Raw genomic sequence first — 24,361 nt, forward strand, 5'->3', positions numbered from 1 at the left:
AGACGCGGCGCATCGGCGACGCCGAACTGGCGCAATTGGGTCAGCTGCGCCACGCCCCCGCGATCCTGCAACGCCGGATCGAGGGGCGCGACCTGCGCGTGACGGTCGTGGGCCGCAAGATCTTTGCTGGATTTCCGTCGCCAGCCCGACGGCCGCCTGCGCTTTCTCGAGATCAACCCGGCCGGGCAGTTCCTGTTCGTCGAGGAACAGACCGGCCAGCCCATCGCCCGGGCCATGGCCGAGGCGCTGCTGGAGCGGGATCGCGCCCGCAGCGACACCGCCCCAACGCTCCCGGTCAGCGCTGCGCCAACCGCCCCCTTCGGCTGGCCTGTTCCCGGGAGGCCGGCGATGCACCCCGCCGACAGCCACGCCTGAACACCCCGCGAGGCCGCGCCCTTCTACTGCGCCGCCTCGCCCTTCCGATAGACCCGGCCCAGACCGCCCGGGCCTCCTTTGGTACAGGCGGCCGCTAATTCGGGGCAAGGAGTGCCGACGCTAGATGCCAAGCGGTCCTAGGCCCCCGACGCGCATCGGACGCATCGGGCGCGGAACGACGGTCTTGCGCTCGGTCAGGTCACTCCCGTCCCCGCCGACGCGTCGGCATGGTCGCGCAGCAATTCGGCCAGTTCGGGCAGCGTCGCCTCGGCCCCGCCATCCGCAGCGGCCCGTGCCAGTGCCTGACGAATGCCCTCGGCCGCAGTCGCGGCAGCGCCGGCCTCGGTGGACATGCGGACGTAGTAATCCAGATCCTTGGCCGCATTCGCGATGGAAAAGGGCATGGCGTGACGATCGCCCCGGGTCAGGAACGGCACCATCCGGTCAAGCGCGACCCCCGCGCCGCCCCCTGCCTGCAGCACCGCGACCAGATCCTCGGGCGCGATGCCGGCATCCTGCGCCTGGGCCGCGGCTTCGGCCAGAACCGTCAGGAACCCGACTGAGACGAAATTGTGCAAGAGCTTCATGCGGTGGCCCGCCCCGACCGGGCCGACATGGGCGACCGCCTCGGCGAATGCGTCAAGCACGGGCCGGACCGATGCCAGAACCTGCACGTCGCCGCCGACCAGCAGGTTCAGCCGGCCCTCATGCGCGGCCTGCGCCGTGCGTGTCATCGGTGCGTCGAGGAAATGCGCCCCCGCCTCATGGGCCAGCGCTGCCATACGCAAGGTCGAGGAGGGCAGCGAGGTCGAGCAGTCGATGATCGTCGCCCCCCGCGACAATGACGACAGGATGCCCGTCGGGCCGGTCATCACCGCCTCTACCTGGGGCGAGCCGTTGACGCAGAGGATCACCGCATCCGCCCCGCCCGCCACGGCGGCGGGCGACAGGGCCGGGCGGCCGCCAAGCGACAGGATCTCGTCAACCGGGCGGTTGCCGGGATGATCCAGAAACACCAGTCGATGCCCCTTGATCAGCAGGTTGCGCGCGATGCCATGGCCCATATGGCCCAGCCCGATCAGTCCGACTTGCGCCATTGCGCGCCCCTTTCAGTCCGTGTTGATCCAGATCGCCTTGGTGTCGAGAAACTCGTCCAGATGCTCGGTCCCGCCCTCGCGGCCATGGCCCGACATCCGGACCCCGCCAAAGGGGATGGCCGGGTCGATGGCGTGATACATGTTCACCCAGACCGTCCCCGCCCGCAGCCGCCGCGCCAGCTTGTGCGCGGTGCCCAGATCCCGCGTGAAGATCCCCGCCGCCAGCCCGTAGGGCGTGGCATTCGCACGGCGCAGCGCCTCGTCCACATCGTCGAAGGGCAGGACCGACAGGACCGGACCGAAGATCTCGTCCCGGGCGATGGCCATGTCGTCCGAGACCCCGGCAAAGACCGTCGGCTGGACGAAATGCCCCGCCAGCCCGCTTGGCGTCGCACGCGCCCCGCCGGTCAGAAGGCGCGCGCCCTCGTCGCGGCCGCGATCCAGAAAGCCCTCGACCCGCGCGGCCTGACGGGCCGAGATCAGCGGACCCAGATCGACCTCGGGGTCGATGCCGTGGCCAAGGCGCAGGCCACGCGCGTGATCGGCCAGACGGGACAGCACCTCGTCCTCGATCTCGCGGGCGACGAACAGGCGCGATCCGGCGATGCAGATCTGGCCCGAATTGGCAAAGACGGCCATCGCCGCGACCGGGATCGCCCGGTCCAGATCGGCGTCTCGGCACAGGATCACCGGCGACTTGCCGCCCAGCTCCAGCGAGACGCGCTTGATGTTGCCCCCCGCCGCCCGCGCGATGGCACGCCCCGTCTCGGTCGAGCCGGTAAAGGCGATGCGGTCGATTCCCGGATGGGCGGCCAGCGCCGCCCCCGCATCCGCGCCAAGCCCGGTGACGACGTTCAGCACACCGTCCGGCAGGCCGCATTCCTGCATGATCCGCGCCAGCATCAGAACCGTCAGCGACGCCTCCTCGGAGGGTTTCAGCACCACGGTGCAACCCGTCGCCAGAGCGGGCGCGATCTTCCAGACCGAGCCCGCGATGGGCGCATTCCAGGGAATGATAGCGCCGACCACGCCAAGCGGTTCGCGGACCGTCATCGAGACGATCTCGCCCGGAAAGGAATTCGCGATGGTCTGGCCGTGGATCGCCACCGCCTGCCCGGCATAGAAACGCAGCATCCCCAGGACGCGACGGCTGTTGGCCAGGCTGCGCTGGATCGGCATGCCCATGTCCAGCGTGTCCGACAGGCACAGATCCTGCCATTCGGCCTCGACCCGCTCGGCGATACGCAGCAGCAGGGCCTGCCGCTCGAACGGGGTGAACCGCGACCACGGCCCCTCGAAGGCGCGGCGGGCGGCGGTCACGGCGGCGTCGATATCGGCGGCGCCGCCCTTCGGGATCGTGGCCAGCAAGCGCCTGTCCGCCGGATCGCGGGCCTCGATCACCTCGCCCGACAGGGCGTCGCGCCACTGGCCGTCGATCAGCATCCGGCGGGGGCTGCCGTCATAAAGCGCCGCCGCGCGGGCCGCCCAGCCGGTCATGCCGCCACCCCTTGGGCCACCGGCCAGGGACGCGGCGCGGGGGCAATGGCCTCCCATGCGCGGGCGGCGCGCAGAACGCCCAGATCATCGAATCGACGGCCCGCGATCTGCAGACCTATGGGCACGCCTGCCGCGTCATGCCCGCAGGGAACCGAGATCGCGGGCTGTTCGCCCAGATTGAAGGGCATGGTGAAGCCGATATGCGCCATCGTGCGCGCCATGTCGTTCTCGCAGGGGCAGGCCCAATCCGCCGGAAAGGCGGTGTTGGGCGAGACCGGCGACAGGATCAGGTCGTAACGCTGGCTGATCTCGGTGGTGCGGCGGCGGACCTCGATCGTGGCGGCATAGTCGCGATAGACGGCCTCGCCGCTGCGGCCCAGCCCGGCCTCGGCCCATTCGAGGATCTTGGGCAGGATCTTCGCGCGCCGTTCGGCGGGCAGGTCGCCCGTCTCGACGCCTGCGCGTGTGCGCCAGAAATCGTCGACATGCTTCAGCAGATCGGGCGTCATCCATGGCCCGAGCGGTTCGACCAGCGCGCCGGCCTCGCGGAAGCGGTCGGCGGCGGCCTGAACGACGGCCATCACCTCGGCGGCGATGGGCATCCCGCAGCCCGCATCCAGCAGCAGGCCCACGCGCAGCCCCCTGAGCGCGCCGTTCAGTTCCTGCCATTCCAGCGCGGCGGGGGGCAGGTTCATGTGGTCGCGCCCGTCCGGCCCCGACAGCACAGCCATCGCCAGGGCCGCATCCGCGACATTGCGCGTCATCGGCCCCGCGACGCGGCCCATGAAGGGAGGATCGATCGGCACGCGGCCAAGGCTGGGCTTCAGGCCGACCAGCCCGCACCAAGCCGCGGGCAGCCGGATCGAGCCCCCGATATCCGTGCCCAGATGGATCGGCCCATAGCCCGCCGCCCCCGCAACCCCTGCCCCCGCGCTTGATCCGCCCGGGTTCATGGCGGTGTTCCACGGATTGCGCGCCAGACGGTGAAAGCTGGACAGGCCCGAGGACAGCATCCCCAGATCGGGCATCGTGGTGCGTCCGACAAAGACCGCCCCCGCCTCGCGCAGGCGGGCGGCGGGGGGCGCGTCATCGCTGCGGGGCGTCAGGTCGGTTGCAGCGGTGCCAAGCGGCATCGGCACCCCGCGCGTCGCGATGTTTTCCTTGATCGTGACGGGCACGCCGTCCAGCACCGCACCATTCACCACAAGCGGCGCACCCGCCCGCCAGCGCGCCTCGGAGGCGCGGGCCTGCGCCATCGCCTCGTCGCGGTCCAGATGCCAGATCGCGTTCAGCACCGGCTCGCAGCGGTCGATCTGCGCCAGCACGTCCGACAGCACCTCGACCGGCGAGAATCGCCCGGCCCGATAGCCCTCGACCAGATCGGTGGCGGCGAGTTCGTTCAATCCGGTCATCGGGAGCCTCTTGCAAAAGGTATCGCAAAGCGATACGGTCGTATCGTTATGATGATATGCCCCGCTGTTGCGGCCCGTCAAGGCGAACCCGCATGACCGACATCACGCGCCCTGTCCTGCCTCCCCTGCCCGTTCCGGCGCCACAGGACGACGCGCTGTTCGTGGATTCCATCGCGCGCGGCTTCCGCGTCCTGTCGGCTTTTCACGGCGCGGCGGGGCCGCTGTCCCTGGGCGAGATCGCGGCCCGCAGCGGGCTGGGCAAAAGCGCGGTCCAGCGGATCGTTCACACGCTGCGCCAGCAGGGCTATCTGCGCCGCGATCCGGGCGATCGGGGCTATCTGCCCGGCTTGCGCCTGCTGGATCACGCGCTGGATTACCAGCGCCTGAACCCGGAAATCGCGCGCGTCCTGCCCGTGCTGATGGAGCTGCGCGCCGCCACGGGCGAACGGGTCGATTTCAGCCTGCGCGACGATCTGCGGCTGGTCTATGCGCTGCGCTTCCAGTCAAAGCGCGGCTTCTACGCGGCCTCGCTGATCGGGACCAGCGTGCCGCTCTACTGCACGGCGGGCGGGCGCGCGGTGCTGGGCCGCCTGCCCGAGGACGAGGCCGCGGCCATCATCGCCAGATCAACGCTGATCCCCTATTCCGGCCGCACGCTGACCGACCCCGACGCGATCATGGCCCGCGTGGCCGAGGCGCGCGAAGCGGGCTTTGCCATCGCCGAGGAACAGATCGTCGCGGGCGAGATCGCGCTTGGCGTCCCGGTTCTGGACGAGACCGGGCACCCCATCGGCGCGATCCACGTCGCCGGATCGCTGGCCGAATGGGATGCGGACAGCTTCGCGCGCAATTTCGCGCCTCTGGCGATGACGGCGGCGGGCGCGCTGAACCGGCGCTAGCGGATCTCTGTCAGCAGCCCTGCCGCCAGACGGGCGCGTTCGGGCAGGCTAGCCACCTCGATATGCTCGTCCAGCGTGTGCAGGCCGCGGCCCCGGACGCCGATGGAATCCAGCGTCGGCACGCCCATCGCCCCGGTGAAGTTCCCGTCCGACCCCCCGCCCGACCGGTCAGAGGACAGGTCGAACCCGATCTCGCCCGCGATGCACCGCGCCAGATCATAAAGCGCCATCGTGCCGGGCTGCGGTTCCCAGACCGGGCGGGTGACGCCACGCGTCACCACGAATTCGACGCCGCCCTCTTCACCCTGCAGGGCCATCATCGCGGCGACGCCCCGGTCCAGATCCTCTTGCGTCTTGGCCATCGACAAGGCCTCGGCCCGGCATTCCGAGGCCACGCAATTCACCCATTGCCCGGCATGGATGACGCCCACGGAAAAGGTGCAATCCTCGGTCGTCATCGCCTCGATCTGCAGGATGCGGCGCGCCATGGCCGCGATGGCCGACCGCCCGTCCTTGAGCGCCCAGCCCGCATGGCTGGGCCGCCCGCGCGTCGCAAGGTCATAGCGCGCGATGGCATAGCGACCGATCACCGCCCCCCCGTCCGGCAGCGCGGGTTCGGGCAGCAGGACGGCGCGCTGGCCGCGTGCGGCATCCTCGATCAGGCCGCGCGTGGCGGGGGTGCCGACCTCCTCGTCGGGGGTAAAGAGGAACGTGACCGGCAAGGGCGTCGTCAGGCCGGCGCGGGCGATCTGGCGCATGGCTTCCAGAAAGACGTAATTGCCGCCCTTCATGTCCATGATGCCCGGCCCCCACGCCTTGCCGTCCCTGACGCGGAAGGGCAGCTTTTCCAGCGTGCCGACCGGATGGACCGTGTCCATATGCCCCGAGACAAGGATGCCCGGCTTGCCCTGATCGGGATGCGGAAAACTCGCGCGGATCGAGGTACCGAAGCCCTTGGTCCCCGGCACGGTCTCGACCGTCGCACCGATCGCCGACAGGTCGCGCGCGGCCAGATCCATCATGCGGCTGACGGCGGCGGCGTCCCAGGTGGGGCTTTCGCATTCGATCCAAGGGCGCAGGCCCGCCAGCATCGCATCCGCGTCAAAGGGCAGGTCAAGCGCGCTCATACCGCCACCGGCAGGCGGCGTTCGATCAGGCGGGCATAGATCGAGGCACCGACGGGCAGGATGCCTTCGTCCAGCACGAAGCCCGGATTGTGCAGCGGCACGGTGCCCGCATGGCCGAGATTGCCGTAGGCTCCGGGCACCTGTTGCAGCATGTCGGCGAAATCCTCGGAGCCGGTGAAGGGCTGGGCATCGTCGCGCACATTGTCCGCGCCAAGGATATCGGCGGCGGCCTCTGTCCAGGCGTCGGACAGGTCGGCATCGTTCACCAGCACGTCGAAGATCTCGCGGAATTGGCAGGTGATCGACAGATCGAAAGCCTGCGCGGCGCCCTCGCAAATGGCGCGCATCCGCGCCTGCATCAGCTCGCGCACCTCGGGTTTGAAGAAGCGGATCGTGCCGGCCAGCGTCGCGGATTCCGGCACCACGTTATAGGCGCTGCCCGCATGGATCTGCGTCACCGACAGGACCGCCTGATCCAGCGGCGCGACATTGCGGCCGAGGATCGTCTGGAACTGCCCGACCAGCCCCGAGGCCGCGACCAGCGCGTCGCGCGATTGCTGGGGCATCGCGGCATGGCTGCCCTTGCCCGTCACGGTGATGTCGAAGAAAGATGCCCCCGCCATGGCCGGACCCTTGCACAGGGTCGCGCGGCCCGGCTGGCCGTTGGGCTGGTTGTGCATCCCGTAGACCTCGTCGACCGGAAAGCGGCGGAACAGCCCGTCGGCGATCATGGCGCGGGCGCCGCCCAGACCTTCCTCGGCGGGCTGGAAGATCAGGACCGCCGTGCCGTCGAAGTTCCGCGTCCGCGCCAGATATTGCGCGGCGCCCAGCAGCATGGTCGTGTGCCCGTCATGGCCGCAGGCATGCATCTTGCCGGGATGGGTCGAGGCATGGGGCAGCCCCGTCGTCTCTTGGATCGGCAGCGCGTCCATGTCTGCGCGCAGGCCTATGCGGCGGTTCCCCTGCCCCCGCCCGCGCAGGATGCCGACCACGCCGGTCTTGCCGACACCCTCATGCACCTCGTCCACGCCCCATTCGCGCAACTTCGCCGCCACGACCGAGGCGGTGCGAACCTCTTCCATCCCGATCTCGGGATGGGCATGCAGGTCGCGGAAGATCGCTGTCAGGTCAGACGCGGCGGCGTCGATTTCAGGCAGGTTCGGCATGGATCACCTCTGGCATCTCGCGGAAATTCTGGAAGTCCCAGGCCCGGCCGGGCGCGGCCTCGATCAGGGCGCGGGTATAGGGGTGAGCGGGTGCGGCAAGGACCTGGCCCGCGGGGCCATGCTCCACGACGCCGCCTCGCTGCATGACGATCACCTCGTCGCAGATCTGGGCTGCGACACGCAGATCGTGGGTGATGAAGACGATGGCGATGCCCAGATCGCGCTGCAACTGGTCCAGAAGGTCCAGCACCTGCGCCTGAACCGACACGTCCAGGGCCGACACGGCCTCATCCGCGACCAGCACGTCGGGGCGCATCATCACCGCGCGGGCAATGGCGATGCGCTGGCGCTGCCCGCCCGAGAACTGGTGCGGATATCGGCGCAGCGCGTCCTCGGGCAGGCCCACGACGCCCATCAGGCGCGCGGCCTCGGCCATGGCCTCGGCGCGCGGGGTGCCGTAGTTTAGCGGCCCCTCGATCAGGCTGGCACCCACCGTCCAGCGCGGATTCAGCGAGCGCATGGGGTCCTGAAACACGACCTGCAGCTTCTTGCGATGCGGGCGCAATGCGGCGCGCGACAGGGGCGCGATATCGGCCCCGTCCAGCATGATCCGCCCCGAACTGGGGTCGATCAGCCGCATGATGCAGCGCGCCACGGTGGACTTGCCCGAACCCGATTCCCCCACGATCCCGAGCGTGCGGCCGGGCGACAGGGTGAAGCCCACATCCCTGGCCGCATGGGCCATCGGCAGCTTGCGAAAGAGACCGCCGCCGCCATAGATCTTGTTCAGACCCTCGACCCGCAGGACCGGATCGCCGCCCGTCGCGCGCGCGGGGCGCGGCGCAAGGCTTGGCACGGCGCGCAGCAATTTCTGCGTGTAGTCCGCCTGCGGCGCGCGCAGCAGGGACTCGACCGGGCCGCTTTCGACGATCTCGCCCTGCTTCATCACATAGACCGTATCCGCGATCTCGGCGACCACGCCCATGTCATGGGTGATGAACAGGACGGCGGTCCCGTGCTTCTGCTGCAATTCGTCGATCAGCGACAGGATCTGGCGTTGGGTCGTCACGTCCAGCGCGGTCGTGGGCTCGTCCGCGATCAGCAGCGCGGGCTCCAGCACCAGCGCCATGGCGATCATGATGCGCTGGCGCTGCCCGCCCGACAGCTGGTGCGGATAGGACCGGAAGATGCGTTCGACCTCGGGCAGATGGACCTGCTCCATGATCGCGATGGCGCGGCGGCGGCGTTCGGCGGCGGAAAGCTGGGTGTGAAGCTCCATCACCTCCATGATCTGGTCGCCCACGCGCAGGACGGGGTTCAGCGCGGTCATCGGCTCCTGAAAGATCATGGCGACGCGGGCGGCGCGCAGTTCGCGCATCTGCGCCCGGCTCAGCGCCAGAAGGTCTCGGCCCTGAAGATGGATGCTGCCGCCCGCCACGCGCAGCGCCTGCGGCAGAAGCCCCATCACCGCCAGCGAGGTCACGGATTTGCCGGAGCCGGATTCGCCCACCAGACAGACCGTTTCCCCCGCCCGGATGGTCACGTCGATGGATTTCAGCACCGCGGGGTTGCCCGGCGTCTCGGGCAGGGTCACGGTCAGGTCGCGGGCGGTCAGGACCACCTCGGCCGCGTCGAAATTGCCGGTCTTGAAGCGCATCAGCCCGCCCTCTTCTTCAGCCGTGGGTCCAGCATGTCGCGCGCGGCGTCCCCCAGAAGGTTGATCGATAGGATGCACAGCGACAGCGCGATCCCGGGATAGAGGATCAGTTCCGGCTTGATGCGGAAGAACTGGCGGCCCTCGGCCATGATGTTGCCCCAGGTGGGGGTTTCCGTGCTGACGCCCGCGCCCAGAAAGGACAGGATCGCCTCGGTCAGGATGGCCGAGGCCAGGATATAGGTCCCCTGCACGATCAGCGGCGCCAGCGTGTTCGGCACCAGATGCCGGATCAGGATCTTGGGCATGGATGTGCCAAGCGCGATCGCGGCCTCGACATAGGGCTCCTCGCGCGCCGACAGGATCACGGCGCGCACCAGCCGCACGACGCGCGGGATCTCGGGGATGGTGATCGCCGCGATGACCGACCCGACCGAGGGGCCGTTCAGCGCCACCAGCGCGATGGCCAGCAGGATCGAGGGGATCGCCATCAGCGCGTCCATCGCCCGCATGATGATCGCATCGGCGGTGCGGAAGAAGCCCGCGATGAGGCCGATCACCAGCCCCAGAACCACCGCGACCGCCGCCGTGGCGATGCCGATGATCAGCGAGAGCTGCCCGCCGATCAGGACGCGGCTGAAGATGTCGCGGCCGAAATTGTCGGTGCCAAGGGGATGCGCCTGCGACGGGCCCTGCAGGCGCGCCATCGGGTTCATGCTCAGCGGATCATGGGGGGCGATCCAGCCCGCCAGCAGCGTCAGGACGACGATGACGGCCAGGATCAGCGCCGCCAGCCTGGCGCCGATGCCGAAGGACGGCAGGCGCAGCGCGCGCAGGACGGGCTGCATCGCCGCACCGGGTTGAGGTGTCTGGGCCATCAGTAGCGGATCCTTGGATCAAAGAGGCTGTAGCTGAGGTCGATCAGCAGGTTCACCAGCACGTAGAGAAAGCTGGTCAGCAGGATCATCGCCTGGATCACCGGATAGTCACGCGCAAGGATCGCATCGACCGTCAGCCGCCCCAATCCGGGGATGTTGAACACGGTCTCGGTCACGACCACCCCGCCGATCAGCAGCGCAAAGCCGGTGCCGATCACCGTCAGGATCGGGACGGCCGCATTTCGCAGCGCGTGGCGGAACAGGACGCGCCGTTCGGGGGCACCCTTGGCGCGGGCGGTGCGGATGTAATCCTCGCCCAGGACCTCCAGCATGTTGGCGCGGGTCATGCGCGCGATCAGCGCGACATAGATCGTGGACAGCGTCAGCGCGGGCAGGAAGGCGGTCGACAAAAACGGGCGCAGTCCGGCCGAGATCGGCTGGAAGCCTTGCACCGGGAACCAGCCCAGCCGCAGCGAGAAGACCAGAATGAACAGATAACCGATCACGAAGACCGGGACCGAGAAGCCCAGGACCGAGAAGGTCATCACCGCGTAATCGGCCGCGCTGCGGTGCTTCCACGCGGCCAGAACGCCCATCGGCACGGCGATCACCACCGACATCAGGATCGTCAGCACCGCGATCGAGATCGTCGGCCCGATCCGGTCGGCCACCATCACCGAAACCGGCGTGTTCGAGATCAGCGACACGCCCAGATCGCCCCGCAGCAACTGCCCGATCCAGGTGGCGAACTGGACGGGAATGGGGTCGTTCAGACCCATCGCCTCGCGGATACGCTCTAGCTGGGCGGGCGTCGCCATGTCGCCCGCAATGATCGCGGCCGGGTCGCCCGGCGTCAGGCGCAGCAGCAGGAAGACGAAGATCGCGACCAGCAGCATGACGGGAATGACGGCAAGACAGCGCCGCAGGATGTAGCCGGACATCGGGCTTCTCCGGTAAGGGGCCGAAAGATGTGGCGGGGGCGGAACGCGCCGCCCCCGCCGGATCACGGGCGCCGATCACTCGGCCTTGTTGATGCCCCAGAAGACCGGGACCGGACTGTCGATCATGTCGGTGATCGTCGTGCGGCGCGCCTGCGGCAGGGTGTATTGCCCAAGCGGCACCAGCAGCACGTTGTCGATTGCATGATCCTGGATGCGGGCCGCGACCTCGACCTGCGCCTCGGCATCGGCGGCGTCGATGAATTCCTCCTTCAGGCCCTCGATGGTCTCGTCGGTCGGCCAGCCGAACCAGGCATCGTTCCCGCGCCCGTTCAGCATCGGGTTCGAGATCGGGTTCGAGATTTCGGGCACCATCCAGTTGGTGATGAAGATGTTCCAGCCACCCTCGGCCGGCGCCGCCTGGCTGGCGCGGCGCGTGACCAGCGTCTGCCAGTCCATCGGCTGCATGTCCACGTTGAAGCCCGCCTGCCGCAGAGCCTGCGAGACGACAACCGGCTGCGTGACCAGCGCGACCAGATCGGTCGGCGCCATGATCACGACGGGCGTGCCGTCATAGCCCGCCTCCTCCAGCAGCGCGCGGGCCTCGTCCTCGCCGCCGCCTTGGGTCAGCGTGTCCGATCCGCCGGTGCTTTCCAGCGGCGTGCCGCAGCCCAGGATCGCGCCGCAGACCTGGTAATATTCGGGGTTGCCGACCATCGCCGCGAGGACCGGTTCCTGCGTGATGGCCTTCAGCGCCGCCTGCCGGATCTGCTGGTTGTCAAAGGGCGGGTGGAGGAAGTTCATCCGCACCATGGTCTGCATCCCCGTCGGCTCGCGCTTTTCGACGACGACGTTCGGATCGCCTTCGAGCAGCGGGATCAGGTCGACCTGCATCGCCTCGATATAGTCGATCTCGCCGCTGGACAGCGCGTTCACCGCCGTCTGAACGTCGGGCATGTTGACCCATTCGACGCGGTCCACGTTCACGACCTTGCCACCCGCCATCCAGTCGGCGGGTTCCTCGCGGGGGACGTAATCCTCGAACTTCTCGTAGACGACCTTCAGGCCCGGCTGGAACTCGGCCTCCACGAAGCGGAACGGCCCCGAGCCGACATATTCGGTGATCGCCTCGTCGGCGGGGGTCTCGGCCACGCGGGCGGGCATGATGAAGGGCGGGATCGCGGATTGTTTGGACAGCACGTCCAGCATCGGCACAAAGGGCTCGGTCAGGGTCCAGGTGATCGTGCGCTCGTCCGTCGCCTCGAGGCTGGCGGTGCGGTCCATGATGACCTGCCCGCCCGCATCGCGCTGCGCCCACCGGTTCAGCGAGGCGACCGCATCGGCCGCCGTCACCGGCGCGCCGTCGTGAAAGACCAGCCCTTCGCGCAGGGTGAAGGTCCAGGTCAGCCCGTCATCCGATGTGGTCCAGTCGGCCATCTGCGGCTGCGGCTGGAACTGGCTGTCCTGCGCGACCAGCACGTCATAGATCATGTAGGCATGGTTGCGGCTGATATGCGCCGTGGTGATGATCGGGTCCAGCACGCGCAGGCCCGAATGCATCACGGCAGTAATCTTGGTTTCGGCAAAGGCCGTGCCGGCCAGCATGGTCGAGGCCAGAAGGCCCGCAGTCAGTCGGTTGAACATGATGTCCTCTCTGTATGGCGATGGTGCTGGCCGGTCTTGGCGCCGGGTTGCGCGGTTGCGGAAAAAGTCTGGCCGCCGGGCTCAAGCCGCAGGCCGGGGGCAAGGTGGCGGAAGGGCAAGGATGCCGGACTGACCGGCATCGGGCCGGGTGCGGCGCAGGTCAGGATGCGCGCGGCGATGGGCGCGAAATCGGCCCGGAAATGGTTCGAGCTTTTCACGACGAGGATCTTCTGCGCCTCGGGTTCGACCCCCAGAAAGCGGAACATCTGCCGGTCGGCCATCTGCGCCTTTTCCGAGGTGACGGCGATCCGCACGCCCCCGATCCGCAGCAGGGCCGAGGGCCCAAGCCGCAGATGCACACCGCTGAAATAGGGGCCGGTCGCGTGACAATGCCCGTCCGACAGGGCCTCGACGACGAAGCGCCCCTGGAAGGGTGCGTCGCCCTTGATGCCCGAACGCCCGCCAAGGGCCAGCGCGATCAGGGCGCCCGGTCCCGCCGCATGGGCGGCCGCCGCCGCCGCCGGATCGACGATCAGGCCGATTGCCGCGTCCTGTGCATCCGCCGCCACCAGCGCCCGCAGCATCCCGGTCGTGTCCGAATTGCCGCCCGCGCCGGGATTGTCCTGCGTATCGACCAGGATCACCGGGCCTTGCGGCGAACGCATCGCCTCGGCCACGGCCTCGTCCGGGCTGTGGACCTGTCCGGCAAAGGCACGCTCGGCCCCGGCCAGCGCGGCGGCAATCCGGTCCGCGATGCGGTCGGCCTGCGACTGATCGTCGGCATGAACCAGAACCGAGGGGCGGCAATCCAGGAAATCCGCCGCCGGAAAGCCCATGAACAGCGAGGCGCAGGCCCCCTCCGAGTCAGCCGCCGCGACCAGATCGTAAAGCGCCGCGGCAGGCTGTTCCGATGTCGCCTGCCAAGCGATGGGTATCAGGTAATCGCCCTGCCGAAAGGCCGTGCGCCGCGGCCTGCCGCCCAGCAGGCGCTGCAATTCCCGGGCGGCGCGACGACCCGTATCGGCCATGTCCACATGCGGATAGGTGCGAAAGCCCACCATCAGATCGGCATGGGCCACCATGCGCGGGGTGATGTTGCCATGCAGGTCCAGCGCCGCGACGACCGGCACATCGGGGCCGACCACCGCGCGGACACGCTCAAGCAGGGCGCCTTCGCCGTCTGGTTCGTGCTCGGCCACCATCGCGCCATGCAGGTCCAGCAGCACCCCGTCCACCGGCCCGAGATCGCGCAAGGCGGCGACCAATTCGCCCGCGATGGCCTCGTAGCACCCGGCCGTGACCGGCGCCGAGGGCACCGCACCCGCCCAGATCAGCGGCAGCAGCGTCCAGCCCGCCAGCCCTGCGTGATCAATCATCCCCGCCACCGGCAGGTTCACCCCCTGCGCGCGCCGGAGGATGTCGTCGCCCCGGCTCAGCGGCAGATAGCCGCCGCCCTGCTCGAACGCCGCCATGTCGGCGGGGCTGGGCGCGAAAGAGTTGCTTTCATGCACGAACCCGGCAAGGGCGATGCGTCTGGCGGGGGCAAGATCGGGCATATGTATTGCTATCCGATACGGCTGCATTGCATAATGAGATTAGGAGCCCGGTTTTCCACCTGTCAACGCCGGAGAGGCGCCGATGACCGAAAACGATCATTCTGATCCGTCCAAAGGCGCGGACGGCATGTTCAACCAGTCCCTTGCCCGCGGCCTGAGCGTTCTTGAATCCTTTCGCGATGCCGACCGTCCCCTGTCGCTGGCGCAGATCGCGTCGCGGACCGGCCTGACGCGCAGCGCGGCGCAAAGGCTGGTTCATACGCTGCGCAAGCTGGGCTATCTGACGCTGGCGGATGACGGGCGGGGATTCCTGCTGAACCTGCCGATCCTTGATCTGACGCATGATTATCTGCGCATGAATCCCGTCCTGCGCCGCGCCAGCCCCGTCCTGCTGGAATTGCGGCGTCAGGTGCAGGAACGGGTGGACCTGTCGCTGTTCGATGGCGTGCGGATGGTCTATGCGACCCGCCTGCAAAGCAAGCGCGAGGCGTTCTTTGCCACGCTGGTCGGCCACAGCGTGCCCACGACAGGTTCTTCGGGCGGTTGGGCGGCGCTGGCCCTGCTGCCCGATGCCGAGATCGACCAGATCCTCGCCCGCGCACCCCTGCGCCCGCTCACGCCGCGCAGCCTGACCGACCCCGACGCGATCCGCGCCCAGATCGCCACGGCCCGCCGCGACGGGCATGCGCTGGCCCTGGAACAGGTTCTGATGGGCGAGGTGGCCATCGCCATGGCCATCCCCGATGCCGATGGCCGGCCCGTAGGCTCGGTCCATGTCGCCGGCTCGCTGGCAGAGTGGGCACCCGAGGATTTCAGGCGCCGCATGGCCCCGCCCTTGGCCGAGGCGATCCGCGGCATCCGCGCAAGCTAGGCGCGGTCAGTCCGTCAGCCCAATGCGGCGGCGGATATCGGCGTCGCGCAACGAGATCTCGCCGCCCAGCCAGGCATCGGCTTCGGGCCCGCACATCCAGACCAGCGCGCGGGCGGGCCATTCCGGCGGGATATGCTCGGACCAGTCAAGCTGGCTGACCGGGCTGACCCCGCTGTCGCGGATGGCGCGCTGCATGTCGGTCGCGACGGTGCCGGGCGACAGGCTGATCGCGCGTATCCCGTCGCCCCGCGCCTCGAGGTCCAAGGACCGCGTCAGCATCAGCGCGCCGGCCTTGCTGGCGCAATAGGCGCTCCAGCCCTGCTGCGGGCGATGGGCCGCGCCCGAGCCGACGGTCAGCACCGTCCCGCCCCCCGCAGCCCGCATCAGTGGCAGGGCGGCGCGCATGCCGTGAAAGACGCCCTTGATGTTGACGTCGATGCATTCGCCCCAGGCGCCCGGATCGGCCTGATCCAAGAGGCTCATCGGCCCGATCAGGCCCGCATTGTTCACCAGCACGTCCAGCCGCCCGGCCCGGTCATGCAAGGCGGCCACGGCCCGTTCCATGTCACCCGCCACGGCCACATCCCCGGCCAGAGGCACGCCGGCGATCTCGTCCGCCAGCGCCTCGACGGCTTCGGCGTTGCGCGCCATCACACCGACCAGCGCCCCTGCCCTGGCAAAGGCCCGCGCCGCCGCAGCCCCGATGCCCCGCGAAGCGCCCGTCACCAGAACCGCCTTGCCCCTCAGATCGACCATCCCGCGCCCTCCGCCTGTCCGCAACCCGTTGTGCGGGCGCGGACAAGCGCGCGTCAAGACGGGTTGGCCAAGACACTCTGCATTCGATGGCAGCGCTGAGGCGATACGGGGTCTTTGACCTGACCATGGTCAGGTTGGCCGCGGAAGGCACGGATCCAGAGACGACCTATCGATGCAAGATATCTGAAGGCGCCCCTCCCGCCGTCGGGCTTGGCCGCGAACAGCGGCGGGCGACGATAGACCCGGCGGCGACTCGGCGCTTGCGAATATGCCCGAGTGCAGCCACGACCGCAGCTTCTCGACCTCGACCGCGATCGGATTCTCGCCTTGCAAATGTAAAACGACCGCTTTACATGAGATGCGTGGACAAGCGGGATCAGATCGTCAGCGGAGCAATGAAGACGTTCGAGGCGCATGGGTTTCGGGGCGTCGGCGTCGATGCGGTTCTGGAGCCGTCGGGCGCTTCGACGCGGACCCTCTACAAGCATTTCGGGTCACGCGACGGCCTGGTTCTGGCCGTTCTAGAGCAGCGCCACGCGGCGTTCATGGACCGGCTGGCGGCTGCTCCCGATGCGGGTATCGGCGGGCTCTTCGATGCGCTTGCGGCCTGGCTGGTCGAGTTCGGAGCAAGAGGCTGCATGCTGCTTCGCGCCCACGGGGAATATGCCGGCAGCAACGCGGACATCGCCGCCTGCGTGCGCGGTCAGAAGAACGAGTTTCTCGACGAGTTCGCTCGGCGCGTCGAACAGGCGATCGGTCGGAGGGATGACATCATGGCCTTGCAGATCTGGCTTCTGTTCGAGGGGGCGACTGCTGCGGCAAGCGTGGCGGGCCCGCAGGTCGTCGACGCGGCCAAGGAAGCTGCAGAGGCTCTTCTGGCGCTGGCCCGCCCGGAATGAGACGCGGGGCTCCGGGCTCGGCCAATCTGGTCGCCGCAGGTTTCGCGTTGACCGCGCTGGCCTATGGCCTCGCGCGGTTCGCCTATGGCCTGCTCCTGCCCCAGATCAGGACCGAGCTTGAGCTGGGAACGGTCGCGGCAGGCTGGATCGGCAGCGTCGCCTTCGGCGCCTTTTGCGGAGGCGTCGTCGTGGCCTTCGCGGCCGTGCCGAGATGGGGCGCGCGCAAGGTCGCCGTGGCGGCGGGCCTCTGTGCGACCGCCGGGCTTGCGATCATGGGGCTGGCCGGATCGGCGGCGATGCTTGGAGTTGCGATGGGTTTGGCCGGGATCAGCACGGGCCTCGCCTCGCCCCCGCTGGCCGCCGCTGTGGGAAGGCATGTCCCCCATGATGCCAGATCACGGGCGAACGGCACGATCAATGCAGGCACCGCCGCCGGCATCATGCTGTCAGGTGCCGCGGCCTTGGTCTTCGCGGCAGCCTGGCGCGAGCTTTACCTCGGCTTCGCCGTCATTGCCGCCGCCATCACCGTCTGGCTGTGGCACGCCATTCCCGGCGAGGAGGCGGCAAGGCCCTCTCCCACCGCCGCGGGGATGCGACCGCGCGGGCTGCTGTCGCTCGGCCTTGCCGCGGCTCTGATGGGTGCCGCCAGCACCGTCTTCTGGACCTTCGGGGCCGACATCCTGCGCGAGGAACTGCGGTTTTCGGATCAGCTGGTCGCGCTGGCATGGCTGGTGCTGGGGGCGGCAGGGCTTGTCAGCGTGATCACCGGCGCCGCGACCGACCGGTTCGGGATCGCTTCGGTCAACCGGATCGCGCTGGTCCTGATGGGCTTGGCGCTGATGAGTCTTGCGGCCGCATCCTGGGCGTCGGGCATGGCGTTCTTGGCGATGGGGATCTTCGGGGCGGGCTACATCACCTCCTGCGGGGCGCTGCTTCTCTGGGGCATCACCCTTTTCCCCGCGCGTTCCGATCTGGGCATAGGCCTGCCCTTCCTGATGATCGCGTTCGGCCAGATGATGGGCGCGCCGCTTTTTGGCGCGCTGCTTGACGCCAGCGGGACGACGCTCGCTCTTTCCTGCGCGTCCGTCATGATGCTCTGCGCCGCTCTTCCGGCACCGCATCGCCTCCGCAAGGGCATCGAGGCTCAGGCTGAGCCGGCCCGGGCCCTGTGACGAGGCGGGCGAAGCGTTCCGGTCAGCCGCTCCGCGTGTGGATAAGGGCTGGAGAAGCATACGCTCAATCCGCTGATGGCGACGCCATGCCGGACGCTGCGGAACCAGCAGGCGGTCCGTGCGCTCCTCTTGCGGGGTGAAACACGGAGAACAAGATGCTGTCACGCCTGAACTGGGTCGTCGCGCGGATCCTGCGGCAATTGTGGTTCCGCGCGACGCTGGTCGGGCTGCTCGGGGTCGCGGCGGCCGGCCTTGCCGCGGTGGCGGACCGCTTTCTGCCCGACAGCTGGACGCTGGAGATGGGCTCGGATGCGGTGGACAGCATCCTGACGATCCTCGCCTCGTCCATGCTGGCGGTGACCACCTTCTCGCTGACGACGCTGACCAGCGCGCTTGGCGATGCCACCAACAATGCCAGCCCGCGCGCGACGCGCCTGCTGATGCAGGACGGGGTGACGCAGAACGTCCTCTCGACCTTTGTCGGGGCGTTTCTGTTCAGCATCGTCGGGCTGGTCGTGCTGCAGGCCCAGGCCTACGGCGCCAGCGGCCGTGCGGTGCTGTTCATCGCAACCATCGGGGTGCTGGTGCTGGTCGTGGTCTCGCTGCTGCGCTGGATCGACCACCTGATCAAGCTGGGCCGCGTGGGCGAGACGGCGGGGCGGGTCGAGCGCGCGGCGAAGACGGCGCTGCGGGCGCGCAAGGCCGCGCCGGGCATGGGCGGCAAGCTGCTGCGACCGGGCCAGCCTCGGCCCATCGGGGTGCGCCCGGTGCATATCGACAAGATCGGCTATGTCCTCCACATCGACATGGCGCGGATCGAAAGGGCGGCGGCGGCGAAGGATCTTCGGGTTGATCTCTCGGTTCTGCCCGGCAGTTTCGTGCATCCCGGTGCGCCCGTGGCCTGGATCCACTGCACCGGCATCGAGGACGAACTGGAAGCCTGCATCCGTGCCGCCTGCGCCATCGGCGGCAGCCGCGATTTCGACCAGGACCCGCGTTTCGGCGTGCTTGTGCTGGGTGAAATCGCCTCTCGTGCATTGTCGCCCGGCATCAACGATCCCGGCACCGCCATCGACATGATCACGCGCATCACGCAGCTTCTGGCCTTCTGGGGAAGCGGCCGGACCGAGCCCGAACCCGTGCGCTATCCCCATGTCCACGTCCCGCGCCTTGAGACGGCCGATCTGTTCGAGGATGCGCTTTCCGCGATTGCCCGGGACGGGGCGGGCGTGATCGAAGTTCAGATCCGTCTGCAAAAGGCGCTGGCGGCGCTGATGGTGATGGGCGACGAGGAATTCCGGGAGGCCGCACGGCAACAGGCAAGGCGAGCTTTCGCCCATGCCGGCAAGGCGTTGCGGCTGGACGAGGAGGTCGGGCGCCTGCGCGACCTGCTGCCCTGGATCGATACGCGATAGGCGATCCGCTGCGGCCAGCACCCGCTGAACGGCTGGGCCGATCAAAGCCCCGGCCGGCTTTCACCTTCATGCCGCAGCCACACGGCGCATGCCTGCGGCGCGCCCGAACGCACAGCCCCCTGATCGGTTCCACGGCAGAAAGACCGGAACATCGGCCTCAATCCCCTGTTGCGGCAGCCTCAGCGAAGAAAGGAGAACAGGATGACACCTCGTCTCACAGGACTGTTCATGGCTTCGATGCTCAGCACGACTGCCGTTGTGCCGGCGGTGGCGCAGCAAGCCCAGCAGGACGGGCAGGCCTGCCGGCAGCTCACGCAAGTCGTGCAGGAAAACGACCAATTCCAGCAGACATGGCTTGATGAAGCGACCAGGGCCGCGGAAAGCGATGATCCCCGGCTCTGCGCCCGTTATGTCGCTCAGGCCGAGCAGACCATGGCCCAAGGCAACGAGGCAGAGCGTATCGAGGGCCGTATCGTCGTCACCCAGGAGCCGCCGACCATCGCCGTCGAGCAGCCCGCGCCCGAAGTGAGCGTGAATCAGCCCGAGCCGCGCGTCTCGGTGGCCCAACCGCAGCCCGAGATCGTCGTCCGTCAGGCGCCGCCGACCATCCGGATCGAGATGCCCGAGCCGGTCGTGACCATAGACCAGCCCCAGCCCGAGATCATCGTGCGCATGCCCGATCCGCAGGTCTCGGTCGACACGCCCGAACCGCAAATCGAGGTGGACCAGGCGCAGCCGCGCGTCAGCGTCCAGCAGGGCGAGCCTGAAGTAGATGTGGCCCTCGAGGACACGCCCGAGCAGCAGGGACAGCAGCGGGCCGATGTTCAGGTCCAGCAAGCCACGCCGCAGGTCCGTCTGCAAGAGCAGGACCGGCAGGCTCAGATCGACCTGCAGCAGGCAGAACCGCGCGTGACCTACGAGGCCGCCGAGCCACGGATCGAGTTCTCGGGTGGCGGCGAGCCGCAGGTCCAGTTTACCGAAAGCGGAGAGCCGAACGTCTCTTTCGTCGGTCAGGACGGCGCCCAGCAGCAGGCCGCGCAGCAGCAAGGACAGCAGCAGGCCGGGGCTCAGGCAGCCGGGCAGCAAGAGCAGCAAGCCGGCACGCAGGCGAACGAGCAGCAGGCCCCGCAGCAACAGGCGCGTCCACCTCAGGCGCAGCGCCACGCGGGCGCTGGCGACGATGCCTGGAGCGGAGGCCGTCAGGCGATGACACCGCCCGAGGTCCGGCTTCAGGGGTATCAGCGTGCCGAACCCTCTTTGCTGTCGGTCGAAAACCTGACGAATGCAGACGTCTATGGCGCGGGCGACAACAACATCGGCAATGTTCAGGACGTCATCGCCTCGCAGGGCGGAGAAGTCGAGTATGTGGTTCTCGACATCGGCGGCTTCCTGGGGCTCGGCGCACACACGATCGCCCTGGGGATGGACGAGGTCTCGGTCCTGCATGACGGCGGCAACGACCTGCGCATCCATGTCGACGCGACACGAGAGCAACTCGAGCAGATGCCCGAATATCAGGGCTGAGCAGCATCGGCACATGGCCGGGGACGCCATAGTCCCCGGCCGTCTTTCCGGACAAAGGATATGTGATGAAGATCGTCACGTTCAGCACCAGCACTGCCCCGGACACGTCATGTAATCGCGTGCATGCCGACTCGATTGCGGGTGACGGCAGCGCGCTTCGTGCACCCCCGGACTGATATGCCGGGCACGATGTTCTTCCATGACTGGCAAGGGGTGCTGCGCGTCCTCATCGTCGGCACCCTGGCCTATGGCGCGCTGATCCTGATGCTGCGGATCTCGGGCAAGCGCACCCTATCCAAGATGAACGCCTTCGATCTGATCGTGACCGTGGCGCTCGGCTCCACCCTCGCCACCGTGCTGCTCAGCGGCGACGTCCCGCTTGTCGAGGGGGTGCTGGCGCTGGCGCTGCTGGTGGGCCTACAATTCGCGATCACATGGCTTTCGGTGCGATCGGATCGCGTCCAGCATGTCATCAAGGCCGAGCCGACGCTGCTTGTCCATGAGGGGCGGCTGCTGCGGGAAGCCATGAAGCAGCAACGCGTGACAGGCGAGGAAATCGAGGCTGCGCTGCGCCAGAGCGGCCGGAAACGCCTGGAAGACGTCCATGCCGTGATCCTGGAGACCGACGGGACGCTGGCCGTGATCTGAGAACGGCGCACAGGCCCGCTTTCTCGGGAACGTTTCCGTGAGGCGCCCGTTATCTTTGCATGAGACAGCTTCTCGCCCTGCCCCTTCTGGCGGCAATCCTCGGCCTCGTCATGGCGGTGATCGCCTTGACCGGGCCTTTCGGCAATACGGGTGTCGATTGGACCCTCGGCGCGGGGCTGGCCGTGCTGGGGGCGTTGGCGACCAGCATCATCATTGCCATGCTCATGACCCGCAGCGCCTCGCGCCGCTGGTCTGCCATCCTCCACATCATCGCTCTGCTCGCCGCGCTGCTGACCGCCATCGCCGCGCTCTTCCTGATGCAGACCGCGCTGATGCTGCTGATGGCGGCAGCATTCGTCACGCTGCTGATCGCAGGCATCGGCTCGCGCAGAAGGACCCATGCATGAGACATCCCGCCATCGTCCTCATGGTCCTGCTGGCGACGCCGGCATTGGCGCAACAGGACAGCTGGACCGGCTTTCACGGCGATCTCGGCTCGACCAAATTCTCGAACGTGACCAGCTTCACCCCCGAGAATGTCGGCCGGCTGGAGCGGGCTTGGGACTTCCGCACCGGCGACGTCTCGGACGGCTCGGGCGATCTGGTCGAGACGGCCTGGTCCGCCACGCCGGTCTACGCGAACGGCACGCTCTATCTCGGCACGCCCTTCTACCGCATCATCGCGCTGGACCCCGCCACGGGCGAGGAGCGCTGGAGCTATGACAGCCGCTCGCGGCTAGAGCCGCTGACCCAGCCCGCGCTGAAGAACCGCGGCGTCGCCTATTGGGAAAGCGGCGCCGAGGGCGTCTGCGAAAAGCGCGTCTACATCGGCACGATGGACGCGCAGCTTCACGCGGTGGACGCCGATACCGGCAAGCTTTGCGCCGACTTCGCGGAAGGGGGCGTGCTGAACGTCAACCAGTGGAACACGGTCAACGACGTCTTCCCCTTCTCGCTGCTGCAGCCGCCGATCGTGGTGGGCGACACGCTGCTGATGGGCTGGGCAGGCAAGGACTGGGAATACACCGCCGCCCCGCCGGGCAACCTTCTGGCGGTGGACGCGCGCACGGGCGAGCTGCTGTGGGACACCGGCTTCATCCCCGAGGAGATGATCCCGCGCACCGGCACCGCCAATATCTGGACCGCGATGACCGCCGACCCCGAGCTGGGGCTGGTCTATGCGCCCGTATCCTCCCCCAGCCCGAACTACTGGGGCGGGCTCAGGACGGACGAGATGCCGCTGGTCACCTCGACCACCGCGCTCGACATCGAGACGGGCGAGATCGCCTGGAGCTTCCAGCACGTCTATCACGACATCTGGGACTACGACACGCCCTCGGCGCCCACGCTGGTGGACATTCCGCGCGACGGCGAGGTGATCCCGGCCCTGGTCCAGGCGACCAAGCAGGGTTTTCTGTTCGTCCTCGACCGCCGCACCGGAGAATCGCTCTACCCCATCGAGGAACGCCCGGTCCCCGAAAGCACTGCCGAGGGCGAGGTCACCAGCCCCGTCCAGCCCTTCGTGTCGATCCCCGCCCCTGTAGGCGCGCCGCTGGAACTGCCCGAAGTCTGGACGCTGTCCGACATCGTCAGCTTCGGGCAATGCTCGCGCGAGCGCGAGGAGTATCTCTACCAGGGCATCTTCACCCCGCCTTCGGTGCAGGGGACGCTGTTCTTTCCCGGCACGGCCGGCGCGACCAACTGGGGCGGCGTCGCCGTCGACCCGCGCAGCGGCATCCTCTACGTCAACGCCTCGCGCATCGTGCAGCTGATCCACCTGATCCCGCGCGAGGAATACGAAGCCGAAGCCCGCGAGGGTGGCAACGAGGAAGGCTATCACCCTCAGCATGGCTCGCCCTACGGCATCCACCTGACCGACTGGAGCAACTGGGCGGGGATGCCCTGCTGGAAGCCCCCCTTCGGCACCTTCTCGGCGGTGGACCTGACGACGGGCGAGCTGCTCTACGAGGTCCCCTTCGGCCGCTCGCAGTTCCACGGCTTCTACGGGCTGGCGGACTGGGGTTCGCCTACCCTCGGCGGGCCTGTCCTGACAGCGGGCGGCGTGATCTTCATCGGTGCCTCGATGGACGCCCGCGTCCGCGCTCTGGACGCGGCGACGGGCGAGGAGCTGTGGTCCGACCTTGTCGAGGCGCCAGCGGTGTCGATCCCGGCGGTGTTCACCCACGAGGGCGAGGATTACGTCGTCTTCGCCGTCGGCGGCAATTCGATCCTCAAGCCCGAAGTGTCCGACCAAGCGGTGGCGTATCGCCTGCCGCGGTGAAGGCAATGTCGTCGGTGCCGTGCCAGCTGATGCCTCAGCTTCTCGATCAGGATTGCCTGCGCCTCTGCCTCTTCGGAAGCTGTGCGGTAGAGCCGCGCAGCTCCTCGGGATCGTCCGGCAATATTGGGATCTGTTCGAGCATACAGAAAGCTTATACCACTATATTATCTGTGGGAATGCTTCTCTCGTGGTGTGCTTGATTGTCCCGCTGCCAAGGGCCGCCACGTCCGTTCCGGTATCCACTAGTTGATCCCCTCCAAGAGCATCGGTAGTTGCCAGGCGCCAGCGCGACCATCCCCTCCGTAGCCGCGGGCCAAGCATGGCGGGATGGACTTGTCCGACGCGCGAAGGCTGAAGGCGCTCGAGGACGAGAACGGCAAGCTGAAGCGTCTTCTGGTGGATGCGATGCTCGACAACATCGTGCTAATACCAACGGCATTACCCACTGACCTGCGCCCACTCGCGGCGTGTGATTGACGCGAGTCGTTGTGGCATTGCCATCAGGGTGTTCCACGCCGTGCAGCAGACTTCGACGATGTCCTCGTAGCTGTC

Annotated in this window: 21 protein-coding genes and 1 pseudogene; 11 read left to right on the forward strand and 11 right to left on the reverse strand. The window is 68.2% G+C overall.

Annotated elements, in window-relative coordinates:
- Positions 1–123 precede the first annotated feature (123 nt).
- Positions 124–375 carry a hypothetical protein gene (locus tag QAR72_RS13380; RefSeq protein ID WP_304617879.1) on the forward strand — a complete coding sequence of 84 codons (252 nt, stop codon included), beginning with the start codon at positions 124–126 and terminating at the stop codon, positions 373–375.
- 194 nt (positions 376–569) lie between these two features.
- Here QAR72_RS13380 and QAR72_RS13385 read toward each other — a convergent pair whose 3' ends face one another.
- Genes QAR72_RS13385 through QAR72_RS13395 form a run of 3 tightly spaced genes read right to left on the reverse strand, consistent with a single transcriptional unit; the run spans position 570 to position 4,381 of the window.
- Positions 570–1,472, reverse strand: coding sequence for an NAD(P)-dependent oxidoreductase (locus tag QAR72_RS13385; protein ID WP_304617880.1), 903 nt, complete (start codon positions 1,470–1,472; stop codon positions 570–572).
- A 12-nt stretch (positions 1,473–1,484) separates the two neighbouring features.
- Positions 1,485–2,969 carry an aldehyde dehydrogenase family protein gene (locus QAR72_RS13390; RefSeq protein ID WP_304617881.1) on the reverse strand — a complete coding sequence of 495 codons (1,485 nt, stop codon included), beginning with the start codon at positions 2,967–2,969 and terminating at the stop codon, positions 1,485–1,487.
- Positions 2,966–4,381, reverse strand: coding sequence for an amidase (locus QAR72_RS13395; RefSeq protein WP_304617882.1), 1,416 nt, complete (start codon positions 4,379–4,381; stop codon positions 2,966–2,968). The genes QAR72_RS13390 and QAR72_RS13395 overlap by 4 nt, the downstream gene beginning before the upstream one ends.
- A 92-nt stretch (positions 4,382–4,473) precedes the next feature.
- Here QAR72_RS13395 and QAR72_RS13400 point away from each other — a divergent pair, with 92 nt between their 5' ends.
- Positions 4,474–5,280, forward strand: coding sequence for an IclR family transcriptional regulator (locus tag QAR72_RS13400; RefSeq protein WP_304617883.1), 807 nt, complete (start codon positions 4,474–4,476; stop codon positions 5,278–5,280).
- Here QAR72_RS13400 and QAR72_RS13405 read toward each other — a convergent pair.
- From QAR72_RS13405 to QAR72_RS13435, 7 genes are all read right to left on the reverse strand, one after another.
- Positions 5,277–6,407 (reverse strand): M20/M25/M40 family metallo-hydrolase, encoded by a 1,131-nt coding sequence (locus QAR72_RS13405; RefSeq protein WP_304617884.1) that lies wholly within the window; start codon positions 6,405–6,407, stop codon positions 5,277–5,279. The genes QAR72_RS13400 and QAR72_RS13405 overlap by 4 nt on opposite strands.
- A complete protein-coding gene (locus QAR72_RS13410; RefSeq protein ID WP_304617885.1) occupies positions 6,404–7,573 on the reverse strand; it encodes a M20 aminoacylase family protein in 1,170 nt (389 codons plus the stop codon). Before QAR72_RS13410 ends, QAR72_RS13405 begins: the two co-directional genes overlap by 4 nt.
- Positions 7,557–9,230, reverse strand: a complete 1,674-nt coding sequence (locus QAR72_RS13415; protein ID WP_304617886.1) for an ABC transporter ATP-binding protein — start codon at positions 9,228–9,230, stop codon at positions 7,557–7,559. Before QAR72_RS13415 ends, QAR72_RS13410 begins: the two co-directional genes overlap by 17 nt.
- Positions 9,230–10,105 carry an ABC transporter permease gene (locus tag QAR72_RS13420; protein WP_304617887.1) on the reverse strand — a complete coding sequence of 292 codons (876 nt, stop codon included), beginning with the start codon at positions 10,103–10,105 and terminating at the stop codon, positions 9,230–9,232. The genes QAR72_RS13415 and QAR72_RS13420 overlap by 1 nt, the downstream gene beginning before the upstream one ends.
- Complete coding sequence (locus QAR72_RS13425; protein ID WP_304617888.1) at positions 10,105–11,046, reverse strand: ABC transporter permease; 942 nt, start codon at positions 11,044–11,046, stop codon at positions 10,105–10,107. The genes QAR72_RS13420 and QAR72_RS13425 overlap by 1 nt, the downstream gene beginning before the upstream one ends.
- Before the next feature lie 75 nt (positions 11,047–11,121).
- Positions 11,122–12,687: an ABC transporter substrate-binding protein gene (locus QAR72_RS13430; protein ID WP_304617889.1), complete on the reverse strand. Its 1,566-nt coding sequence runs from the start codon at positions 12,685–12,687 to the stop codon at positions 11,122–11,124.
- The gene (locus QAR72_RS13435; protein ID WP_304617890.1) at positions 12,672–14,243 is read right to left on the reverse strand and encodes a M81 family metallopeptidase; all 1,572 of its coding nucleotides are present in this window, start codon (positions 14,241–14,243) and stop codon (positions 12,672–12,674) included. The genes QAR72_RS13430 and QAR72_RS13435 overlap by 16 nt, the downstream gene beginning before the upstream one ends.
- Positions 14,244–14,325: 82 nt before the next feature.
- On the opposite strand from QAR72_RS13435, the gene QAR72_RS13440 reads away from it, so the two are divergent.
- Positions 14,326–15,114 (forward strand): IclR family transcriptional regulator, encoded by a 789-nt coding sequence (locus QAR72_RS13440; RefSeq protein WP_304617891.1) that lies wholly within the window; start codon positions 14,326–14,328, stop codon positions 15,112–15,114.
- 6 nt (positions 15,115–15,120) lie between these two features.
- On the opposite strand, the gene QAR72_RS13445 is transcribed toward QAR72_RS13440, so the two are convergent.
- Positions 15,121–15,870 carry an SDR family oxidoreductase gene (locus tag QAR72_RS13445; protein WP_304617892.1) on the reverse strand — a complete coding sequence of 250 codons (750 nt, stop codon included), beginning with the start codon at positions 15,868–15,870 and terminating at the stop codon, positions 15,121–15,123.
- Between the two features lie 362 nt (positions 15,871–16,232).
- Here QAR72_RS13445 and QAR72_RS13450 point away from each other — a divergent pair, with 362 nt between their 5' ends.
- The 8 genes and pseudogenes from QAR72_RS13450 to QAR72_RS13485 all read left to right on the forward strand — a co-directional run.
- Positions 16,233–16,769, forward strand: a complete 537-nt coding sequence (locus QAR72_RS13450; protein WP_304617893.1) for a TetR/AcrR family transcriptional regulator — start codon at positions 16,233–16,235, stop codon at positions 16,767–16,769.
- Positions 16,766–17,941: an MFS transporter gene (locus QAR72_RS13455; RefSeq protein WP_304617894.1), complete on the forward strand. Its 1,176-nt coding sequence runs from the start codon at positions 16,766–16,768 to the stop codon at positions 17,939–17,941. The genes QAR72_RS13450 and QAR72_RS13455 overlap by 4 nt, the downstream gene beginning before the upstream one ends.
- 155 nt (positions 17,942–18,096) lie before the next feature.
- A complete protein-coding gene (locus QAR72_RS13460; RefSeq protein ID WP_304617895.1) occupies positions 18,097–19,356 on the forward strand; it encodes a DUF2254 domain-containing protein in 1,260 nt (419 codons plus the stop codon).
- Between the two features lie 228 nt (positions 19,357–19,584).
- Positions 19,585–20,880: a PRC-barrel domain-containing protein gene (locus tag QAR72_RS13465; RefSeq protein WP_304617896.1), complete on the forward strand. Its 1,296-nt coding sequence runs from the start codon at positions 19,585–19,587 to the stop codon at positions 20,878–20,880.
- Positions 20,881–21,069: 189 nt separating this feature from the next.
- A complete protein-coding gene (locus QAR72_RS13470) occupies positions 21,070–21,528 on the forward strand; it encodes a DUF421 domain-containing protein (RefSeq protein ID WP_331497657.1) in 459 nt (152 codons plus the stop codon).
- A 59-nt stretch (positions 21,529–21,587) separates the two neighbouring features.
- Positions 21,588–21,935 (forward strand): hypothetical protein, encoded by a 348-nt coding sequence (locus QAR72_RS13475; RefSeq protein WP_304617898.1) that lies wholly within the window; start codon positions 21,588–21,590, stop codon positions 21,933–21,935.
- Positions 21,932–23,809 (forward strand): outer membrane protein assembly factor BamB family protein, encoded by a 1,878-nt coding sequence (locus QAR72_RS13480; protein WP_304617899.1) that lies wholly within the window; start codon positions 21,932–21,934, stop codon positions 23,807–23,809. Before QAR72_RS13475 ends, QAR72_RS13480 begins: the two co-directional genes overlap by 4 nt.
- 309 nt (positions 23,810–24,118) lie before the next feature.
- Positions 24,119–24,235, forward strand: a pseudogene (locus QAR72_RS13485) (IS3 family transposase); the annotation flags it as partial.
- Positions 24,236–24,361 lie beyond the last annotated feature (126 nt).

Source organism: Paracoccus sp. (in: a-proteobacteria), from assembly GCF_030604785.1.
In the GTDB taxonomy this organism is placed as follows: domain Bacteria; phylum Pseudomonadota; class Alphaproteobacteria; order Rhodobacterales; family Rhodobacteraceae; genus Paracoccus.